Origin of the sequence: Vibrio floridensis (assembly GCF_021852965.1) — a bacterium.
GTDB lineage: Bacteria > Pseudomonadota > Gammaproteobacteria > Enterobacterales > Vibrionaceae > Vibrio > Vibrio floridensis.
Genome location: NZ_JAKGCY010000019.1, coordinates 17927 through 35324 on the forward strand (window position 1 = coordinate 17927; position 17398 = coordinate 35324).

17 protein-coding genes and 1 riboswitch are annotated in these 17398 nt (G+C 48.4%); of the genes, 7 read left to right on the plus strand and 10 right to left on the minus strand.

Features of this window, described 5'->3' with window-relative positions:
* The first annotated feature begins 144 nt into the window (after window positions 1–144).
* The 4 genes from LZU85_RS19040 to LZU85_RS19055 all read left to right on the plus strand — a co-directional run bounded on the left by LZU85_RS19040 (window position 145) and on the right by LZU85_RS19055 (window position 2622).
* On the plus strand, window positions 145–405 hold the full coding sequence (locus LZU85_RS19040; protein WP_011078997.1) for a BufA1 family periplasmic bufferin-type metallophore: 261 nt from the start codon (window positions 145–147) through the stop codon (window positions 403–405).
* Between the two features lie 117 nt (window positions 406–522).
* Entirely contained in the window at window positions 523–1398 is an 876-nt protein-coding gene (gene bufB, locus LZU85_RS19045) for an MNIO family bufferin maturase (RefSeq protein WP_108678117.1), read from the plus strand.
* Between the two features lie 11 nt (window positions 1399–1409).
* Window positions 1410–2183 carry an HvfC/BufC N-terminal domain-containing protein gene (locus LZU85_RS19050; protein WP_237288130.1) on the plus strand — a complete coding sequence of 258 codons (774 nt, stop codon included), beginning with the start codon at window positions 1410–1412 and terminating at the stop codon, window positions 2181–2183.
* Window positions 2176–2622, plus strand: a complete 447-nt coding sequence (locus tag LZU85_RS19055) for a DoxX family protein (RefSeq protein WP_013572613.1) — start codon at window positions 2176–2178, stop codon at window positions 2620–2622. The genes LZU85_RS19050 and LZU85_RS19055 overlap by 8 nt, the downstream gene beginning before the upstream one ends.
* Before the next feature lie 36 nt (window positions 2623–2658).
* Here the strand turns inward: LZU85_RS19055 and tsrA are convergent, their stop codons facing one another.
* Both tsrA and LZU85_RS19065 read right to left on the minus strand, forming a co-directional pair.
* Window positions 2659–2943: an H-NS-like global regulator TsrA gene (gene tsrA, locus LZU85_RS19060; RefSeq protein WP_011079001.1), complete on the minus strand. Its 285-nt coding sequence runs from the start codon at window positions 2941–2943 to the stop codon at window positions 2659–2661.
* 93 nt (window positions 2944–3036) lie between these two features.
* On the minus strand, window positions 3037–4197 hold the full coding sequence (locus LZU85_RS19065; protein ID WP_237288145.1) for a multidrug effflux MFS transporter: 1161 nt from the start codon (window positions 4195–4197) through the stop codon (window positions 3037–3039).
* Window positions 4198–4336: 139 nt separating this feature from the next.
* Here LZU85_RS19065 and LZU85_RS19070 point away from each other — a divergent pair, with 139 nt between their 5' ends.
* Complete coding sequence (locus tag LZU85_RS19070; protein ID WP_011079003.1) at window positions 4337–5278, plus strand: LysR family transcriptional regulator; 942 nt, start codon at window positions 4337–4339, stop codon at window positions 5276–5278.
* Between the two features lie 156 nt (window positions 5279–5434).
* Window positions 5435–7222 carry an aminopeptidase P family protein gene (locus tag LZU85_RS19075; RefSeq protein WP_237288132.1) on the plus strand — a complete coding sequence of 596 codons (1788 nt, stop codon included), beginning with the start codon at window positions 5435–5437 and terminating at the stop codon, window positions 7220–7222.
* A gap of 181 nt (window positions 7223–7403) precedes the next feature.
* Here the strand turns inward: LZU85_RS19075 and thiH are convergent, their stop codons facing one another.
* From thiH to LZU85_RS19115, 8 genes are all read right to left on the minus strand, one after another.
* Window positions 7404–8528 carry a 2-iminoacetate synthase ThiH gene (gene thiH / locus LZU85_RS19080; RefSeq protein WP_072615020.1) on the minus strand — a complete coding sequence of 375 codons (1125 nt, stop codon included), beginning with the start codon at window positions 8526–8528 and terminating at the stop codon, window positions 7404–7406.
* A gap of 36 nt (window positions 8529–8564) precedes the next feature.
* Window positions 8565–9338 (minus strand): thiazole synthase, encoded by a 774-nt coding sequence (locus LZU85_RS19085; RefSeq protein WP_011079006.1) that lies wholly within the window; start codon window positions 9336–9338, stop codon window positions 8565–8567.
* A gap of 4 nt (window positions 9339–9342) precedes the next feature.
* Window positions 9343–9552, minus strand: a complete 210-nt coding sequence (thiS, locus tag LZU85_RS19090) for a sulfur carrier protein ThiS (protein ID WP_237288134.1) — start codon at window positions 9550–9552, stop codon at window positions 9343–9345.
* Window positions 9533–10369: a HesA/MoeB/ThiF family protein gene (locus tag LZU85_RS19095; RefSeq protein ID WP_237288136.1), complete on the minus strand. Its 837-nt coding sequence runs from the start codon at window positions 10367–10369 to the stop codon at window positions 9533–9535. The genes thiS and LZU85_RS19095 overlap by 20 nt, the downstream gene beginning before the upstream one ends.
* Window positions 10359–11693, minus strand: a complete 1335-nt coding sequence (locus LZU85_RS19100; protein WP_237288137.1) for a thiamine phosphate synthase — start codon at window positions 11691–11693, stop codon at window positions 10359–10361. The genes LZU85_RS19095 and LZU85_RS19100 overlap by 11 nt, the downstream gene beginning before the upstream one ends.
* Before the next feature lie 2 nt (window positions 11694–11695).
* Window positions 11696–13639, minus strand: coding sequence for a phosphomethylpyrimidine synthase ThiC (gene thiC, locus LZU85_RS19105; RefSeq protein ID WP_237288139.1), 1944 nt, complete (start codon window positions 13637–13639; stop codon window positions 11696–11698).
* A 146-nt stretch (window positions 13640–13785) separates the two neighbouring features.
* A riboswitch (TPP riboswitch) is annotated at window positions 13786–13884 on the minus strand.
* A gap of 71 nt (window positions 13885–13955) precedes the next feature.
* Entirely contained in the window at window positions 13956–14336 is a 381-nt protein-coding gene (gene crcB / locus LZU85_RS19110) for a fluoride efflux transporter CrcB (RefSeq protein ID WP_011079011.1), read from the minus strand.
* Window positions 14337–14459: 123 nt separating this feature from the next.
* Window positions 14460–15845 carry a multicopper oxidase family protein gene (locus LZU85_RS19115; RefSeq protein ID WP_237288141.1) on the minus strand — a complete coding sequence of 462 codons (1386 nt, stop codon included), beginning with the start codon at window positions 15843–15845 and terminating at the stop codon, window positions 14460–14462.
* Between the two features lie 352 nt (window positions 15846–16197).
* Here LZU85_RS19115 and LZU85_RS19120 point away from each other — a divergent pair.
* Window positions 16198–17233, plus strand: a protein-coding gene (locus tag LZU85_RS19120; protein WP_237288143.1) for an IS630 family transposase whose coding sequence is annotated in 2 segments (ribosomal slippage) — window positions 16198–16656 and window positions 16658–17233 — 1035 coding nt in all. Because the reading frame shifts where the segments join, the coding sequence is not laid out codon by codon here.
* The last annotated feature ends 165 nt before the right edge of the window (window positions 17234–17398 follow it).

Genomic DNA, 17398 nt, shown 5'->3' on the forward strand with positions numbered 1-17398 from the left:
TACAGGCGCGATGAATTTATAAAAAATAATCGCCATTTTTTTGAAAGTTTTTCCCGCAACTTGCTGTCCTTTTAACCAAGCAAGTGAATCCACTCGGAAGCACGAGCTCAATAAGTAAAGGAAAATCAGTCTGAGGAAAGAACCATGAAAAAATCAAATCTTGCTGTTACTGCTGTTGTTACCGGTTTAATCGCAATGGGTGGCACCATGCTGACTGCGGCACCTGCAATGGCGGCAGAAAAAGAGAAATGCTACGGCGTGGCTAAAGCGGGCAAAAATGACTGCGCCACCAAAACCAGCTCTTGCGCTGGTACGGCAAAAGAAGACAACCAAAAAGACGCCTTCGTGGTTGTTCCTAAAGGCTTATGCGGCAAATTGGCTGGTGGTAACACACAATCTTCTTAACCCCCTTATTGAGGTGAACACCACCGCAAAACAGCAGGAGCACAGAGGCTCAACCGTGCTCCTCCTTTCTCACCTCATGTCACACCGTCCGCAAATTTTGCCGCAGGGAGTCTAACGATGTCGAACACTGAGTTTCATCCCCATATTGGTGTTGGGCTTAGACTGCCCCATCATGATCATTTTCATCACCATCGACCTGCGTTGTCTTGGTTGGAGATCCACAGCGAAAATTACTTCCAACCCAATTCTTTCCACCGCCAGCAACTCAACCAAATGGCGGAGCATTACCAAATCAGTTGCCACGGGATTGGTTTGTCACTCGGCTCTGTGGCTGGGGTTAATCCACAACATTTATTACGCTTAAAACAGTTGGTTGATGACTTACAACCGTTTTTGGTTTCGGATCATCTCAGCTGGAGCGAAAACGGCGGTCACTACTTTAATGATTTGCTGCCTTTGCCCTACACAGAGGAAGCACTCGAGGTTTTTTGCCGTAACGTGCTGCATGTGCAAGACGCACTAAAACGGCCGATCTTGATCGAGAATCCTTCCAGCTATCTCAAGTACCAACATTCCACCATCAGTGAATGGCAGTTTTTGACTGAGGTGCAGCGTCGTACCGACTGCCGCTTGTTGCTCGATCTGAACAATGTCTATGTTTCTGCGTTTAACCATGGTTTTGATTGCCAAACCTACCTTGAAGCGATACCAGCAGCGTGCGTTGACGAAATTCACCTTGCCGGCTTCACCATCAAACCATTAGAGCAAGGCGAGATCTGGATTGATACCCATAGCCAGCCAGTGTCCGCCCAAGTTTGGCAATTGTATCAGCAGTGGATTGCCCAGCACGGTAGCCGACACACCTTGATTGAGTGGGATTTGGATTTGCCCCCCGTCGATGTGCTGCTCAACGAAGCGAAAAAAGCCGACACTCTGTTGCGAGCGTCTCTGCTTCATAACAACCCAATGCACCCTTCATTAGCGTTAGGTTAACAGGAGGCCAAATGCAACTCGCCGAGTTTCAACATCAGTTTCGCCAAGCACTGCATTATCAAGCCAGTGCTGAGTCCTGCGGCATTGTCAGTGACCAATTCAGTGCCGAGCAGCGAATACAAATTTACCGCAATAACTTTGTCATGAGTCTCAATGAAGTGTTAGCACTTACTTACCCCAAGACCTTAGCGTTGCTGGGAGAAGAATGCTTCGAGCAAATGGCGCGCCAACACGTACTCTCTGTGCCATTACACACTGGGGATGTGTCGCAATACGGGCGGGGATTTGCCAAGACGTTAGAGCGTTTCCCCAATGTGAGCCAAGCGGTACCCTACTGTGTTGAGTTTGCGCGCTTGGAAGATCAGCTCGATGAAAGCCAACAGCAACAAAATGAGTTTCAGATGCCACAATACTGGCAATCCCTAGAGCAACTTTCGCAACTCGAACCAGCACAGCATCAGGCGTTGGTGCTGCACCTTTTTCCCGGTTGCATGGCTTTTCGTTCCCACTACGCCGTTTTTTCACTCTTTGCGGCGATTGAGACACAGCAATTCGATCAACTTGAGATTGCGCAAAGCGAGCAAGGGATATTGCTCTGCCATCAAGCAACACCGCCGCGCTGCATAACGATGACGCCCGCACAATACGAGTTGGTCTGTTTGCTTGAACAACCACTTCCCCTCGCACAGATACCCGCACCTTTGCTTGCTGAACTGGCTTTTCTGTTCGAACTGGGTATTTTCGCGGGTTTTTCTCTCGCACCACAAGGAGGCTCCGATGCGTGAATGGCTGAATCGTTATGACACTACCGTTACCCACTTACAATCTTGGGCGGTGCCCGGAGTATTACTATTTTGTCGCCTTTGGGTGGCGTGGGTTTTCTTCAATGCTGGATTAAGCAAAATCGCCTCATGGGATAGCACTCTCTATCTGTTCGAGTTGGAATATCAGGTGCCTATTTTACCCTGGGAGTTGGCCGCTTATCTCGCCACAGCGGCCGAGCTTAGCTTACCGATCTTACTCGCCCTCGGCGTGTTCACCCGCATCACCAGCCTAGTGCTATTTGCCTTTAACGCAATGGCCGTGATCTCCTACCCGCTTTTGTGGGAGAAAGGGTTTTACGATCATCAACTATGGGGGCTGATGCTGCTGATGACGTTTCTTTGGGGCGCGGGGCGAATTTCGCTCGATCACTGTTTTCGCCAAGAAATAGAGAAACGCTAGAAAGAAAAATCCCCGCTCAAACTGGCGGGGATTCTTTTATTTGTTCTGTAGATAAGCAAGCAGCTCGTCAGCGGAAATACCTTGCTCGGCAAGCTCTTTCGCCATGGATTCAACCTGCTCTCCTTTCCGAGAATTGATAACCTGCTGAAACTGATAAACGATATCTCTGAGAACATGCAGTGGCACCTGTTTTGCTGCACTGCGAATACGCTCTTCACTTTGATTGCCCAGTTCAACGAGCAACTTGCCGAACATAATTTTCTCTGGTGACTCTTCCATTTGTTCAAGGATTCGAGCCATTTCATATGTGGTTAACGACATTACCTATCAATTCCGTTAAGTGTCGAATGGTGGAGTGAGCGACAAATATACACGGCTTCGCTATACAGTAAAACTCTAAATTGGCGTTGCGTGTTAAGCCACCACGCCTTTGCTGTGCCACTGGCGGCCCAATTTTGAAAACAGAATCCCTAATGCCGGAACCAACAGCCACATTTGAATCGCAATCATCAGTTGAGGTTCTAACGCAAAACGCTGCATGGTGCCCACTAACAGACCCGCGCCACTCATTTGGAATAAGCCCAGCAGTGCGGCGGCCGTACCCGCTTTATCGCCAAATGGCTCTAACGCTTTACCTGCGGCGGCACCAAGTATCCAAGCAAAGCCGACGGATGACAGGAAAATAGGCAACATAAAGGCAAATGGCGTCGCGGTTTCTGCCATCACCAACATGACAACGCCAGCGATCGCCAGAGTCACCACGCCCACCACCAGTGTATTGTGGGTACCCCATTTATCCATGAACTTAGGTGCCAGCATACAAGCCGCGATATTGATCGCCGCGTTGATACCAAACCAGAAAGTAAATTGGTTCATGGTTAGGCCAAGCCCTTCCATCAACACCACAGGTGCCGAGGTCACGTAAGCAAGGATCACCGCCATCGCCAGCAAACACAGCGTGGCATGGAAAACAAATGAAGGGGTACTCAACACGGCCCAGTAGCGGCTAAGTTTAAACACCGCTTGTTTTTCCGTCGCTGGGTTGGTCTCGCGCATGTTAAACAGCATCAGCGTGCCAATGACAACGGCAAACCCCGCCATAAAACTGAAGTTAGCGCGCCAGCCAAACTGCTGGGTTAGCCAGCTACCCAGAATGGGGGCAAGCGCCGGAATGAAACAAATGGCCCCGTTAAGATAGCTGATCATTTTGCCACTCTTCTCTGGGCCGAAAATATCGCGAACTGTCGCAAAGGCTGCTACCGATGTCGCACACGCACCTAAGCCTTGTAGCAGACGGGATACCAACAACCATTCAATATTCTGCGCGCTCCACGCCAATAAAGCGCTCAGTGCATAGATGGTGATACCGCCCAATGCAACAGTTCGACGTCCGAGTTTATCTGCTAACGGACCGGCGAACAGCTGGCCGACACCCATTGCAAATAGGAACCAAGTAATCGTGTCTTGTGCTAATGCGTGTTCAACCGAAAAGGTATTGGAAATAAGTGGCAACGCGGGAAGATAAATATCAATTGCCAACGGGCTGAACAACACAAGCAAGGTTAACAACGCCATTTGTAATTTACTGGTTTGGCTCTGACCTGACACAAAACACTCCAAATTGAACAAGAACTTTGATGCGAGTTTAACCGCCTCGTGATATGAACGGAAATGATGTATATTCATCGCTGATATTCTTATTGGGAAATTCAGAATGAACATCGAAAAACTCTCCCGCCTCGACCTTAATCTTCTGGTCTGCTTGAAAGTGCTGTTCGAGGAACTCAATGTGACTCGCACTGCGCATCGACTTTGTTTAAGTCAATCAGCGGTGAGTAAAGCGCTGGCAAAACTGCGCCAACAGTTCGATGATCCCTTATTCGTTCGACATTCACACGGACTTACTCCGACAGCGCGAGCGCTGTTTCTCAAACCGAAACTGGATCTGTTGATCAACCAGTTAGAGCACCTTACTTTGCCGGAAGAGTTTCACCCCGAAAGCAGCGAATACCGCTTTCGTATTGCCGCGGTGGAAAGTGTGTATCCCCTAATCTTGCCGCACTTTCTGCCATCGATTTTCCAGCAAGCGCCCAACGTCACCATCAGCACTCATTCATGGTCAGAACAGACCTTCAAAATGTTGCAGCGCGGTGAGCTGGATTTGGGCATGACAGGCAAAGACATCGACATCAACGATGCCAAGCTCACCATGCTGCCGCCGTTTGATATTTGTGAGCAGGAAATTTATCGCGACAATCAGATGTGTGTAGTGCGAAAAAACCACCCAGCGCTGCAGCAGCCTTGGCATTTGGAAAACTACTTATCGCTGCGCCACGTGCAAGTACGCTGTGACGGCAATGAACGCTGGCTGTTAGATTATCGCCTCGCAGATATTGGCCGTGAGCGCGATATCGCTATCACCGTACCCGACTTCAATAGCGCCGCGAACCTCTGTTCCTACACCGACTTTGTCTTCACCGCACCCAGCCACTTTGTCTTGCTGGCCGCCAAACAACTCGATTTACAGGTGCTGCCTTTGCCGATCGAATTTCCACCGATGGCATACACTCTGTTTTGGCACAAAGACAGAGAAAATGACCCAGCCTTAAGTTGGCTACGCAACATGATCACACAGAAAACCCTGCATCTTAGGTAAAAATTTCGCCAATTGATTGCGCTGTTGGGCTAAAATGAGTAGCTTAACCGCCGATAGTCCTCCGGGCTCATCTATGGTCTGTGGTCCTTACATGGAAGATAAGGAGCAGCTCCCAACCTGAGCAAACGGAGCAAAAAGAACAAAGGAATCGTACAGATGCACAAATCAACTCACGAGCGTGTTGTTGCCATTCGCACTTGGTTGCAGCAGCACAATATCGACGCTCTACTCGTCCCACACGAAGACGAATACCTAGGCGAATATGTTCCCGACCATAACGAGCGCTTACATTGGCTAACTGGCTTTACCGGTTCTGCCGGCGCTGCCGTTATCACCCAAGAAAAAGCCGCCATGTTTGTTGATGGTCGCTACACTGTTCAGGTGACCAAACAAGTTCCTGCCGATTTGTTTGAGTATCGCCATTTGATTGAAGAACCAGCTCTTGAATGGTTGCAAGAAAACCTCGCTCGTGGTGCATCGGTGGCCATTGACCCACGCATGCACAGCGCTGCTTGGTTAAACATGGCACAAGCGAAATTAGCGGGTGTGCTTGAGCTTACCATTCTCGACAGCAATCCGATTGACGAGTTGTGGCATGATCGCCCACAACCTGTGGTTTCTGACGTTCGACTGATGTCGACAGAGGCCGTTGGCCAAAGCTCTGCCGATAAACGTGCGAACATCGCACAGCTGATCACAAAGCAAGGCGTTGATAGCGCCGTTATCACCGCACTGGATTCGATTTGCTGGTTGCTCAACGTCCGCGGTTTGGACGTCTCTCGCTTACCTGTATTACTGTCACACGCGATTCTGCATGCAGATGGCCAAGTGGAGTTCTTCCTCGATCCTGATCGCTTACCTGAAGGGTTTGATGCTCATGTTGGCCAAGGGGTGCACGTTTTCCATCCTGAGACGCTGCAAGCTCGCCTTGAAAGCTTGACGGGCAAAAAAGTTCTGCTCGATGCCGGCACCAGTAACGCATGGTGTAAACTGGTTCTGCAAAACGCAGGCGCCGTCGTTGTCCCGGGTGCAGATCCTTGTTTGATGCCGAAAGCCGCCAAAAATGCGGTTGAAATTTCTGGCATGAAAGCATGTCACCTGCGCGATGGTGCTGCGATGGTCAAATTCCTAAGTTGGCTTGACGCACAAGTGGCACAAGGTATTTTGCACGATGAAGCAACTTTGGCCGACAAACTGGAAGCCATTCGCCGCGAAGATCCCACTCTGAAGGATTTGAGTTTCGATACCATTTCGGCAGCCGGAAGCAACGCTGCGATGTGTCACTACAATCATCAAAACCAGCCTCAACCAGGCCAACTCAGCATGGATACGCTCTACTTAGTTGACTCTGGCGGCCAATATCTAGATGGCACCACCGACATCACTCGTACGGTTGCCATCGGCCAACCTTCAGCAGAAATGATCAAACAGTTTACTTTGGCTCTGAAAGGCCATATTGGTGTGGCTCGTGCTCGTTTCCCGAAAGGCACTCGTGGCTATCAAATTGATACCCTGGCTCGTCAACACCTTTGGGCGGAAGGCTACGACTATGATCATGGTACTGGTCACGGTGTGGGCCACTTCCTGAGCGTGCATGAAGGACCAGCCAGCATTTCAAAACGTCAAATCGACGTACCCCTTGTCGAAGGGATGGTGCTCTCTAACGAACCGGGTTACTACCGCGCGGATGCGTTTGGTATTCGTATCGAAAACTTGGAACTGGTGGTTGAGAAGCAAACCCAAGGTGACTTCCCTATCTTGACCTTTGAATCTCTGACTCGCTGCCCAATCGACAAACGTAACATCAATGTCGATATGCTCACGCGTCCTGAACTCGCTTGGCTAAATGACTACCACCAAAAAGTGTGGGATGACATTAGCCCATTGGTTGAAGGTGACGCACAAGTTTGGCTACGTGAAGCGACGCTACCACTCAGCCACTGATAAGCAATAGACACTGCCATTTGCAAACAATAGAAAAAGGGTTAAGGCAAAATGCCTTAACCTTTTTGTTTCACGTGAAACACATCCACATGCCACTTTCGCTCTTTGCTGACATTATCGAACCGCGCTCAGACTCGCTCGATAACGACTGTATTGCCTAAGATAAGATTAGCTGTTTTGGTTAAGAGAACCGAGCCCCAGAATAGGCGGCATGCCAATCGCGCCATACGGGATCGAACCCTTTACTACGAATCATCTGCTCCACTTCTGCCGCGCTCCTTTCATCACTGATCTCAAACTGCTCGAGTTCAACATCAGGCATTGCATAACCGCCCGGCTGAGTTTTCGATGCCGCTGACATCGACGTGATACCCAGTGGTAGAACGTTATCACGAAACAGCGCCGACTCGCGTGTAGACAACGACAACTCGACTTCTGGATTAAACAAACGATAGGCGCAAATCAGTTGAACCAGCTGTTTATCACTCATCACAGATTTGGGCTGCAACGCCCCTGCGCAAGGACGCAAGCGAGGAAATGAAATTGAATAGCGTGTCTGCCAATAGGTACGCTCCAAATAGTCCAGATGCGCAGCAACGTAGAAGCAGTCCGTACGCCACTCCTCCAAGCCGATCAGTGCACCAATGCCAATTTTATCGATCCCCGCTCGCGCCAAACGGTCAGGCGTTTCGAGACGATAGTTGAAATTGGTTTTGTTGCCACGCAAGTGATGTTGTGCGTAAGTCGCAGGGTGATACGTTTCCTGATAAACCATCACAGCGTCCAAACCCAAAAGCTTCAACTCTTGATAATGCTCTTGGCTAAGCGGCTGCACTTCCATCGCTAGATAGTTAAAAGCGCGTTTGATTTGCGGCAGCACTTGGCGGAAATAATTCATACCAACCTTGCCTTCATGCTCACCCGTCACCAGCAAAACGCTGTCAAACTTCATTGCCTTAATCGCCGCCATTTCTGCATCGATTTCTTGCACCGTGAGTGTGCGGCGCTTTAGGCGATTCTCCATCGAGAAGCCACAATACGTACACGCATTGGCACAGAGATTGGAAAGATACAGTGGTATATAGAGCGATAACGTATTACCAAAACGTTTACGGGTTAACGCATAGGAACGCTGCGCCATCGCTTCTAGATAGTGCTCCGCGGCTGGCGAAATCAGCGCTTTAAAGTCTTCTAAATCGAGTTTGTTTTTACTCAGCGCTCGCTCGACATCGAGCGCGGTTTTAGCGTAGATCGATAATCGAATATCGTCCCAATTGAGCTGATTAAAATGTTCGACGAAACTCATGGTGTTGCTCCGGTCAACAGACGGCCCTTTCTTTTGCTAAGAAAGGCACTCATCGAGAAAAGAGGTCAATGGGCTGGATGCCACCGCATGCGACACTTTGCCAGCAAGCCCCGACTCATACGCCAAACGCCCTGCCTCAACCGCCAATTTGAATGCACGGGCCATGGCGATGGGATCACGTGCAGCGGCGATCGCGGTATTCACCAGCACCGCATCAGCACCCAGTTCCATCGCATAGGCAGCATGAGACGGTGCGCCAATCCCCGCATCCACCACAACAGGAACCTTCGCTTGGTCGATAATGATTTGTAAGAAGTCTTGCGAAACCAAGCCTTTGTTTGAGCCAATTGGCGCCCCCAAGGGCATGACAGCAGCGCAACCTACTTCTTCCAATCGCTTACACAACACAGGGTCTGCATGGCAATAAGGCAACACCACAAAGCCATCTTTGACTAGCTGCTCTGCTGCCGCCAAAGTTTCAATCGGATCAGGCATCAGGTATTTCGGATCGGGATGAATTTCCAACTTCAGCCAATTAGTGCCCAATGCTTCACGCGCTAAATGCGCGGCAAAAATGGCGTCTTTGGCGTTTTTGGCACCAGAGGTATTAGGTAGCAAATTAACACCCGCTGACAACAGTGGTGACAAGATGTCATCTTGCTGATTGTGGATATCCACCCTTTTCAGCGCCATAGTGGCAAGCTGTGAACCTGATTGTTCGATGGCTTGTGACATCAATTGGCTGTTGGCAAATTTACCGGTGCCCGTGAACAAGCGAGAATGAAATTGTTTGTCTGCGATTTTGAGCATGTGCTTATCCTCCAGCAATCGCCTGAAATAGTGAGATAGCATCACCACGACTGAGCGTTTTGGTTTGCCATTCGCTGTGTGGGACAACTTGATTATTGATTGCAAACACACAACCCAAGTTAGGTAGTGAAAGTTGCTCAATAATGGATGCCAACGTCGCATTGGTTGGCACCTCGTAGCTTTCGCCGTTGATGCTAATTGCTATAGTGTTCATTGCTTGATTCCTGTTTCTGAATCTGACAAACGCGGCAACTTGGATCTTTCACTACCGCCAATTGCTGCCAACTTAACTTGAGCCCATCAAACAGATGCAACTGATGGCAAGTGGTTTGAAACGCGCCCGTTGCCAGCTTTTGAATCGTTGCGATTGCCTGATAATTTCCCATTAGCCCCACGACAGGGCCAATCACCCCAGCATCACTGCACTTGGTCTGCGTGGCATTTTCTGCAAATGGAAAAAGGCAGTGGTAGCACGGAGCGTTTGCTGAACTCGTTGCCGACGAGGTATCTTGCTGGGATTGGATTGAGTGGTATGAACTAAAATCAAACGCAATGAATTGCCCTTTCCAGCCAATTGCCGAGGCCGACACTAATGGGGTACGTTGATTCAGGCAGGCTTGGTTGATCAGTTGGCGCGATGGAAAGTTGTCCGTACAATCGAGCACAATGTCCGCCAACATCACTTCCAAGTTGAGACGTTGCTCATCCAAACGTTGGCTAATGGTGCGAACGCGCAATTCTGCATTGAGCTGCTTCAACTGCTCTGCGAGTGCATCCACTTTGGGGCTGGCGAGATGTTGCTGACGAAAGGCAATTTGACGCTGCAAATTACTCTCTTCAACCACATCATCATCCACCAACACTAAATGGCCGACGCCCGCAGCAGCCAAATAAAGCGCCGCTGCGTTACCCAGACCACCGCAACCGACGACCAACACATGTGCTTGAAGTAAGTTGGCTTGCCCCAACTCACCGATTTCCGTTAATGCAATTTGTCTTTGATAACGAGTAAAGAGCCGATCATCCAACATGATTGGCCTCACTTGTTGGCTCAAGAGTATGAGTCGATGCTGAGTCTAAATGCACCTGTGTTGTGTTAGGTGTCATGACTTGCTTGAAGTACTCTATTACCGCTTTCACATCTTTCGCCAAGGTAATCGCTCTCACTACCGCTAATGAAGAGACACCACATTGCCATACCGTCGCCGCATTGCTTTGATCAATACCACCAATGGCTACCGTGGGAACGCCGGTGATGGACTCATCATAAGGTATGGTATCAATCAATTGCTGATAGAGTTTTAATCTCACCAGCCCTTGCGGTAATGAAGGCATTTGTTTTGTGGTGGTCGGGAAAATGTGCCCCAATGCGATGTAACTTGGCTGGAGTTGAACAATGCGTAACAGCTCATAATAACCATGCGTAGATAACCCTAACGCGATGCCTGCATTCGTCAGGGCGGCTAAATCAGCCACCTGCAAATCTTCCTGCCCTAGATGTACGCCATAGGCTTGATGCAGAATCGCTAACTGCCAGTAGTCGTTGATATAGACTTGCGCGCCATAGTCACGACCTAGCTGGATCGCACGCACAATCTGTTGCTCCAAATCGACTTGGTTTGGATCTTTAATCCGCAATTGGACCGTTTTAATCCCCAAAGGCAATAACTTCTCAATCCAACTGACATCATCAACCACCGGATAGAGCCCTAACTGTTGAGCGATAACCCGCGGAAACGCTTTTGTTAACCCTTTAAGATTGTGGCTTGGTAAGATGTCGAACTCATCCAAATGCAACACTGGGGTAGGAAACAAAGCAAAATCCGACACCCATGTTTCACGTGAAACATTCAACATCGCACGCGCCAAAGTAAGGCAATCTTCGATTGGGAAATCAAGTGCACTGAGTGTGACCACCCACGCCAAATGCCGATAAATCGATTCTACGCTCTCGTTTTGAGAGTGGTTTTGGCGTGATAAAAATCGTAGTGCGCGAGTTTCATCGGCTAAAGGATGTCGCCAAACATCAAACGCCTCACCTTGCACCCCTTGCAAATTGATCAACAGCGTCTTGGCATTGCACTCTGAGCGCAAATAGGTGGATACCTCTGTGAGAGCAAGCGAATGATGGTAGTGAAGCGCAAAGTCATGCGCTCCGAGATGACGACTATCGTTATGGATAAGATCCGTCTCGAATACGACTGTTTTGGCTGAAGAAATCAGTTGCAGTGTACGAGTTGGGCTAACGCCCAACTCAATATAGTCAATGGCAAAACCTTGCTGCTTTGCCAAGAACAAACACTGCTGAATTTCTCCCGTCAGCTCAATAATGGCAGAAGGAATCAGCAGTCTCATACTTAACCCTCTGCCACTTCTTCGTGACTCACTGCAGGATGGTACAACTCCGAACCCGACGCTTTGAATTCCGCGGACTTTTGCTTCATTCCTTCCAATGGGTCATCCAACAGCTTCACTTCTATCGCCTGTCCTGCCTCACCTTGTTGTCCTTTAGCGTACTCACGAACCTCTTGCGAAATCTTCATCGAGCAGAATTTTGGACCACACATCGAACAAAAGTGTGCCACCTTGCCTGATTCCTGAGGTAAGGTTTCATCGTGGAATGCACGCGCCGTATCGGGGTCAAGAGAGAGGTTGAACTGATCTTGCCAGCGGAACTCAAAGCGTGCTTTTGACAAGGCATTGTCACGAACTTGTGCACCCGGATGCCCTTTAGCTAAATCCGCCGCGTGTGCAGCCAGTTTGTAGGTTATCAAGCCAGTTTTCACGTCTTCTTTATTGGGTAGACCTAAGTGTTCTTTTGGCGTTACGTAGCAAAGCATGGCACAGCCATACCAACCGATCATGGCTGCACCAATCCCAGAAGTAATGTGGTCATAGCCAGGGGCAATGTCGGTGGTCAGTGGACCCAAGGTATAGAATGGTGCCTCATGACAATGTTTGAGCTGCTCATCCATGTTCTCTTTAATCATGTGCATCGGTACATGCCCAGGACCTTCAATAATCACTTGGACATCGTACTCCCACGCGATTTTGGTCAGTTCACCCAATGTTCTAAGCTCAGCAAACTGCGCTTCATCATTGGCATCGGCAATCGAGCCAGGACGCAAACCATCACCTAATGAGAGCGCCACATCGTACTTCGCACAAATCTCACAAATCTCGCGGAAATGGGTATAGAGGAAACTCTCTTGATGATGTGCCAAACACCACTTAGCGATGATCGAACCGCCACGCGAGACAATGCCCGTCACGCGTTTCGCCGTCATTGGGATATAGCGCAGCAGCAAACCTGCGTGAATCGTGAAGTAATCCACCCCCTGCTCAGCCTGCTCGATCAACGTATCACGCATCACTTCCCACGTTAGGTTCTCAGCAACGCCATTGACCTTCTCTAGTGCCTGATACATAGGCACGGTTCCAATCGGTACTGGGCTGTTGCGTAGAATCCATTCGCGAGTTTCATGAATGTTTCTCCCCGTCGACAGATCCATCACCGTATCACCGCCCCAACGAGTCGACCACACCAACTTCTCCACTTCTTCTTCAATCGACGAGGTCACCGATGAGTTACCAATGTTGGCGTTAACTTTCACAAGGAAGTTGCGGCCGATGATCATCGGCTCGGATTCTGGGTGATTAATGTTGGAAGGAATGATCGCGCGACCTTCCGCGACTTCACGACGCACAAATTCTGGGGTAATTTCCTTAGGTAGATTCGCACCAAAGCTTTGCCCTGCGTGCTGCTGAGTCAAAACTTCATCTTGATATTTGGCGCGCCCCATATTCTCGCGCAAAGCGATGTATTCCATCTCCGGGGTGATGATTCCCTTACGCGCATAATGCAACTGAGTGACACAATGCCCAGTTTTGGCGCGACGGATGCGAGGCAGATTGCCATATCTCAACTCGTCCAGCGTTTCATCTTCTAAACGCTCTTTCGTGTAGACTGAGCTGACATCATCAAGCACTTCGGTATCGGCACGCTCTGTAATCCACTCTTCTCTTAACTTAGGAAGGCCATTATAGAGGTCGATTTGATGAGTCGGGTCCGTGTAGACCCCCGAGGTGTCATACACTCTTACCGCTTCATTTGGCTGAAAGATCGGTGCCTCTTTGGTCCCGCCAACTAAGCTGTCTGCCAAGGAGATTTCGCGCATTGGCACTCTAATGTCTGAGCGAGAGCCCTCGACATACACTTTGGTGGAATTGGGATACGGCTGTACAGAAAGTGTATCGATGAATTGTTTAGCTTCCAGTCTCGCTTGCTTGCGATTCGACATAGCATTTTTCCTTTCTTGTTATGCTGGATAAAAAGGTTTTGGACAAAAATGCTTGGCGGAAAGTTGTGACAAGAGGCGTTGAACACACAATTTAGAGTTTCAATTTGTGGATTCAAGCTTTGATAAGACACCAGTTCGCACTGGTACAAGTATCTTCTCTTGTTCCCTTCGCAGGTTCTAACCTGATCAGGTTCAACGGATCCCGAATAAACGGTCTCAGCCCTAAGGCACTCCGACAAGTGAAGCGATTATATGAAATCGGCTTGGTTAAACCAAGCCGACCTGTTTAAAATTTGACTCAATTTCGCTCATTGCTTCACGATTTAAGTAATTGGAAGCCAACCCAAGCAGCAGTGATACTCAAGGTCACGTTTAACACTACGTTTAAGCCCATTTTGAAAAATGCGCCTTGCTGCATCAGCAATACGTTATCCATCGAGAATGTCGAGAACGTTGTTAGTGCACCCAAAAAGCCCAAACCGATTATTTGTCGCCATGGCTCTGTCGCCAACAACTCACTCTCAAAGGCGGCAATTAAGAGACCCATAATAAAAGAACCGACCACGTTTACGGTTAACGTGCCATAAGGAAAACCTCTGCCTAACAGCACAACACAGAGCTCTGACACTAAGTAACGAGAACAAGCGCCAAATGCGCCGCCCAAAGCGATGAAACCCAATATCGCAAATTGACTCATAGCAACCTCACAAATCTAATGGCCACATTGTAGCCACATCCACACAGAGATCGAGTACAAAAAACAATAATTTCATTTAGACAATGTATCTGTAAATCGCCAAGATTTAAAAAGTTACAGGAGTCACTTTACTTCAATATATCCCATTAATCCGGTTTTCATATGTTCAATTACGTGGCAGTGATACATCCAGCGACCGGGGTTGTCCGCAACAAACGCCGCTTTGGCACTGCCATTCTTGCCTAGCAAAACAGTATCCGTATGAAACGGTTCTGCGAGCATCTGGCCATTTAATTCCAATACGGTAAATGTGTGCCCATGCAAATGAATGGGGTGATGGTATTGCGTCACGTTCTTAAGATTAAATATGTAGGTCCGCCCTCGTTCTAACGTCGCTAAAGGTGCTGGAATTGAATCTTGGCTCATCCCCTCCCAAGCGCGTTTATTCACCAACCAAAAAGTTGGCAGAGCTTGGCCAGATTTATCCATCGGAGTAACAGCACCTTCCCACTCGAAGACAAAATCAATTTGTTCAGCCGTATCTAAATCTAACGGCGCAATAGGGTTGAGCGGCAATGTTGGCAGTATATTCTGGTTTAATAGGTCCGATTCAACCGATTCGAATGCACAAAGAGGAAACGGTAACTTCCCTTTCATTTGTCGCACATAGAAACGCTCTCCAACGGCTGGGGCAATTAACCCGAGATCAACCCTCATGCCAGGCCCAATCTTGTGCTCAGAGAGCTTATAAGGGGTTTTTATTGGGTTTCCATCTATTGCTATAACCCATGCGTCCGCACCTTCAATAGCGATAGGATAAGTGATGGTATTATCCACATTTGCGATTCTAAGTCTCGTCATCGCATTCGCTTTCAACGGATAGGTGGGCTCATGGGCGCCATTCACAGTTCCCCACTCACCGGGAGTTCCCATACGGGCACTTAAGCGTGGGGCCAATAACGATTTCCACTCACCTTTCTCATTGAGATGCCAATGCTTAAGCATTAGAGCATGGTCTTCATCAAAAGAAACTGGCTCTGCTTCATCAACAATGATTAACCCAACTAGCCCCATACCTAGCTGCTTGACACTGTTCATATGCGGGTGATACCAAAATGTCCCTGCGTCAGGTGGAGTAAAGCGATAGGTAAAGCTCTCCCCTGGCATAACGGGTTTTTGACTCAAAAAGGGAACACCATCCATCTCAATAGGTACACGCAAACCATGCCAATGGATTGTCGTTGGCTCGTTGAGTTTGTTGGTGAAGTGAATGATCACTTCTTCTCCTTGTCGACAACGAATCGTAGGGGCAGGGATAGCACCATTAAAGGCGAGCACATCCGTAGCAAAACCAGGCACCACCTCAGCAGTAGCCGGTTCTGCAGTCATCTCATAGACAAACCGCCCATGATGAAGCGATGTTCTACGCGAAAGTGAACACGCAGGGAGAAGCGTTAATGCGGAAAACGCCAATGAAGTTTGAAGAAAGCGGCGGCGAGAAATATCCATATGTGGCCTACTGATTTGATTGATTGCCTAAGTGTAACTAAATATTAATAATCATTCTCAACAATCTATCAAAGTAATGCTAAAGACTAGTTGATATGCTGACAGATGAGTCAAAACGCAAATGTATTAGATTACAGCCTAGATTTAACGCAGTTGGGTGAGGGTTAAGGCTGTCTAGTTCCAGATGTAACCAAATGGAACTTGGGTGGTTAGCCTCACAAGAGCTAAGTTGTATGAGTACAAACAAAAAGATCCCCAACATCTCTGCTGAGGCCTAGAATAAGTACTAATACCAACCTAACTAAAAATATGATCTAATTGAGACTGTTACTTCTTCGTGATAAATGACGCTATGGACAGTCTCAATAACATTGATTTCACAAAACTTGCTAGCCAACAAAAATCTATTCAAATGAAGATGCGATTGCTCGCATTGGCCCATTTTAAAGAGGGTCACTCTCGAACCCAAATTGCTAAGTTCCTTAAGGTAAGCAGAACCAGTGTGAATAAATGGGTACAAACCTTCCTTGAAGAAGGGCTTGAAGGACTGCAAGAGAAACCAAGAACGGGTCGCCCTGCATTTCTTAACGCGGAGCAGCGAGAACAATTAAGTCAGTATATAAAAGCTCGAGCGATGGATTCGTCTGGCGGTCGATTAACTGGTAACGATATTCATGCTTATATCGTTAATGAATTTGGCAAACACTACCACCCAGATTCGATCTACTACTTGCTCAACCATATGGGCTTTCCTTGGATAACTTCACGCTCCAAGCACCTTCGTCAATCCCAGCAAATCCAAGACGATTTTAAAAAAATTCAAAATTGAAACGATCCTTAAGATCCCCGGTCACATGGGGCTTGATAACGTCGATGTCTGGTTTCAAGATGAAGCAAGATTTGGCCAGCAAAACACGACAACTCGACTTTGGGCTGAGCGTGGCTCAAGACCCAGAGTGGTAAAACAGCAGCAGTTTGAATATGCGTATTTGTTTGGCTCAGTATGCCCTGCTAGAGGTATTGGTGAGGCAATGGTCGTTCCTTGGGTTAACAAGGACATTATGGTTGAGCATCTGAAGCAGCTCTCCGCAGTGACCGAAAAAGGTCGTCACGCCGTGGTCATTATGGATGGCGCGGGTTGGCATACAAATGACATTGCTGAGCCATTTGATAATGTCAGTATCATCAAGCTCCCACCCTATTCACCAGAGCTAAACCCAATAGAACAAATGTGGAGTTGGTTAAGACAACACTATCTCGGCAATCAATCTTTTGCGGATTACGAAGACATTGTCTCCAAAGTATGTAGGGCTTGGAATAGTTTTGGGGAACGCTCGGCCAGAGTCGGACAGATGTGCTCGAGAAGATGGATAGACCTGACCAGTTAATTTTCCAGATTGGTACAAGTGGCTGACGGCTGGGGTTGCAGTCAACGGGCAAACCTTTTGCGGGACTCGTTGGTCGCAGACCAAAATAATACAACAGAAACAAAAAAACCTCAGCATTTCTGCTGAGGTCTGGAATAAGTGGCGGAGCGGACGGGACTCGAACCC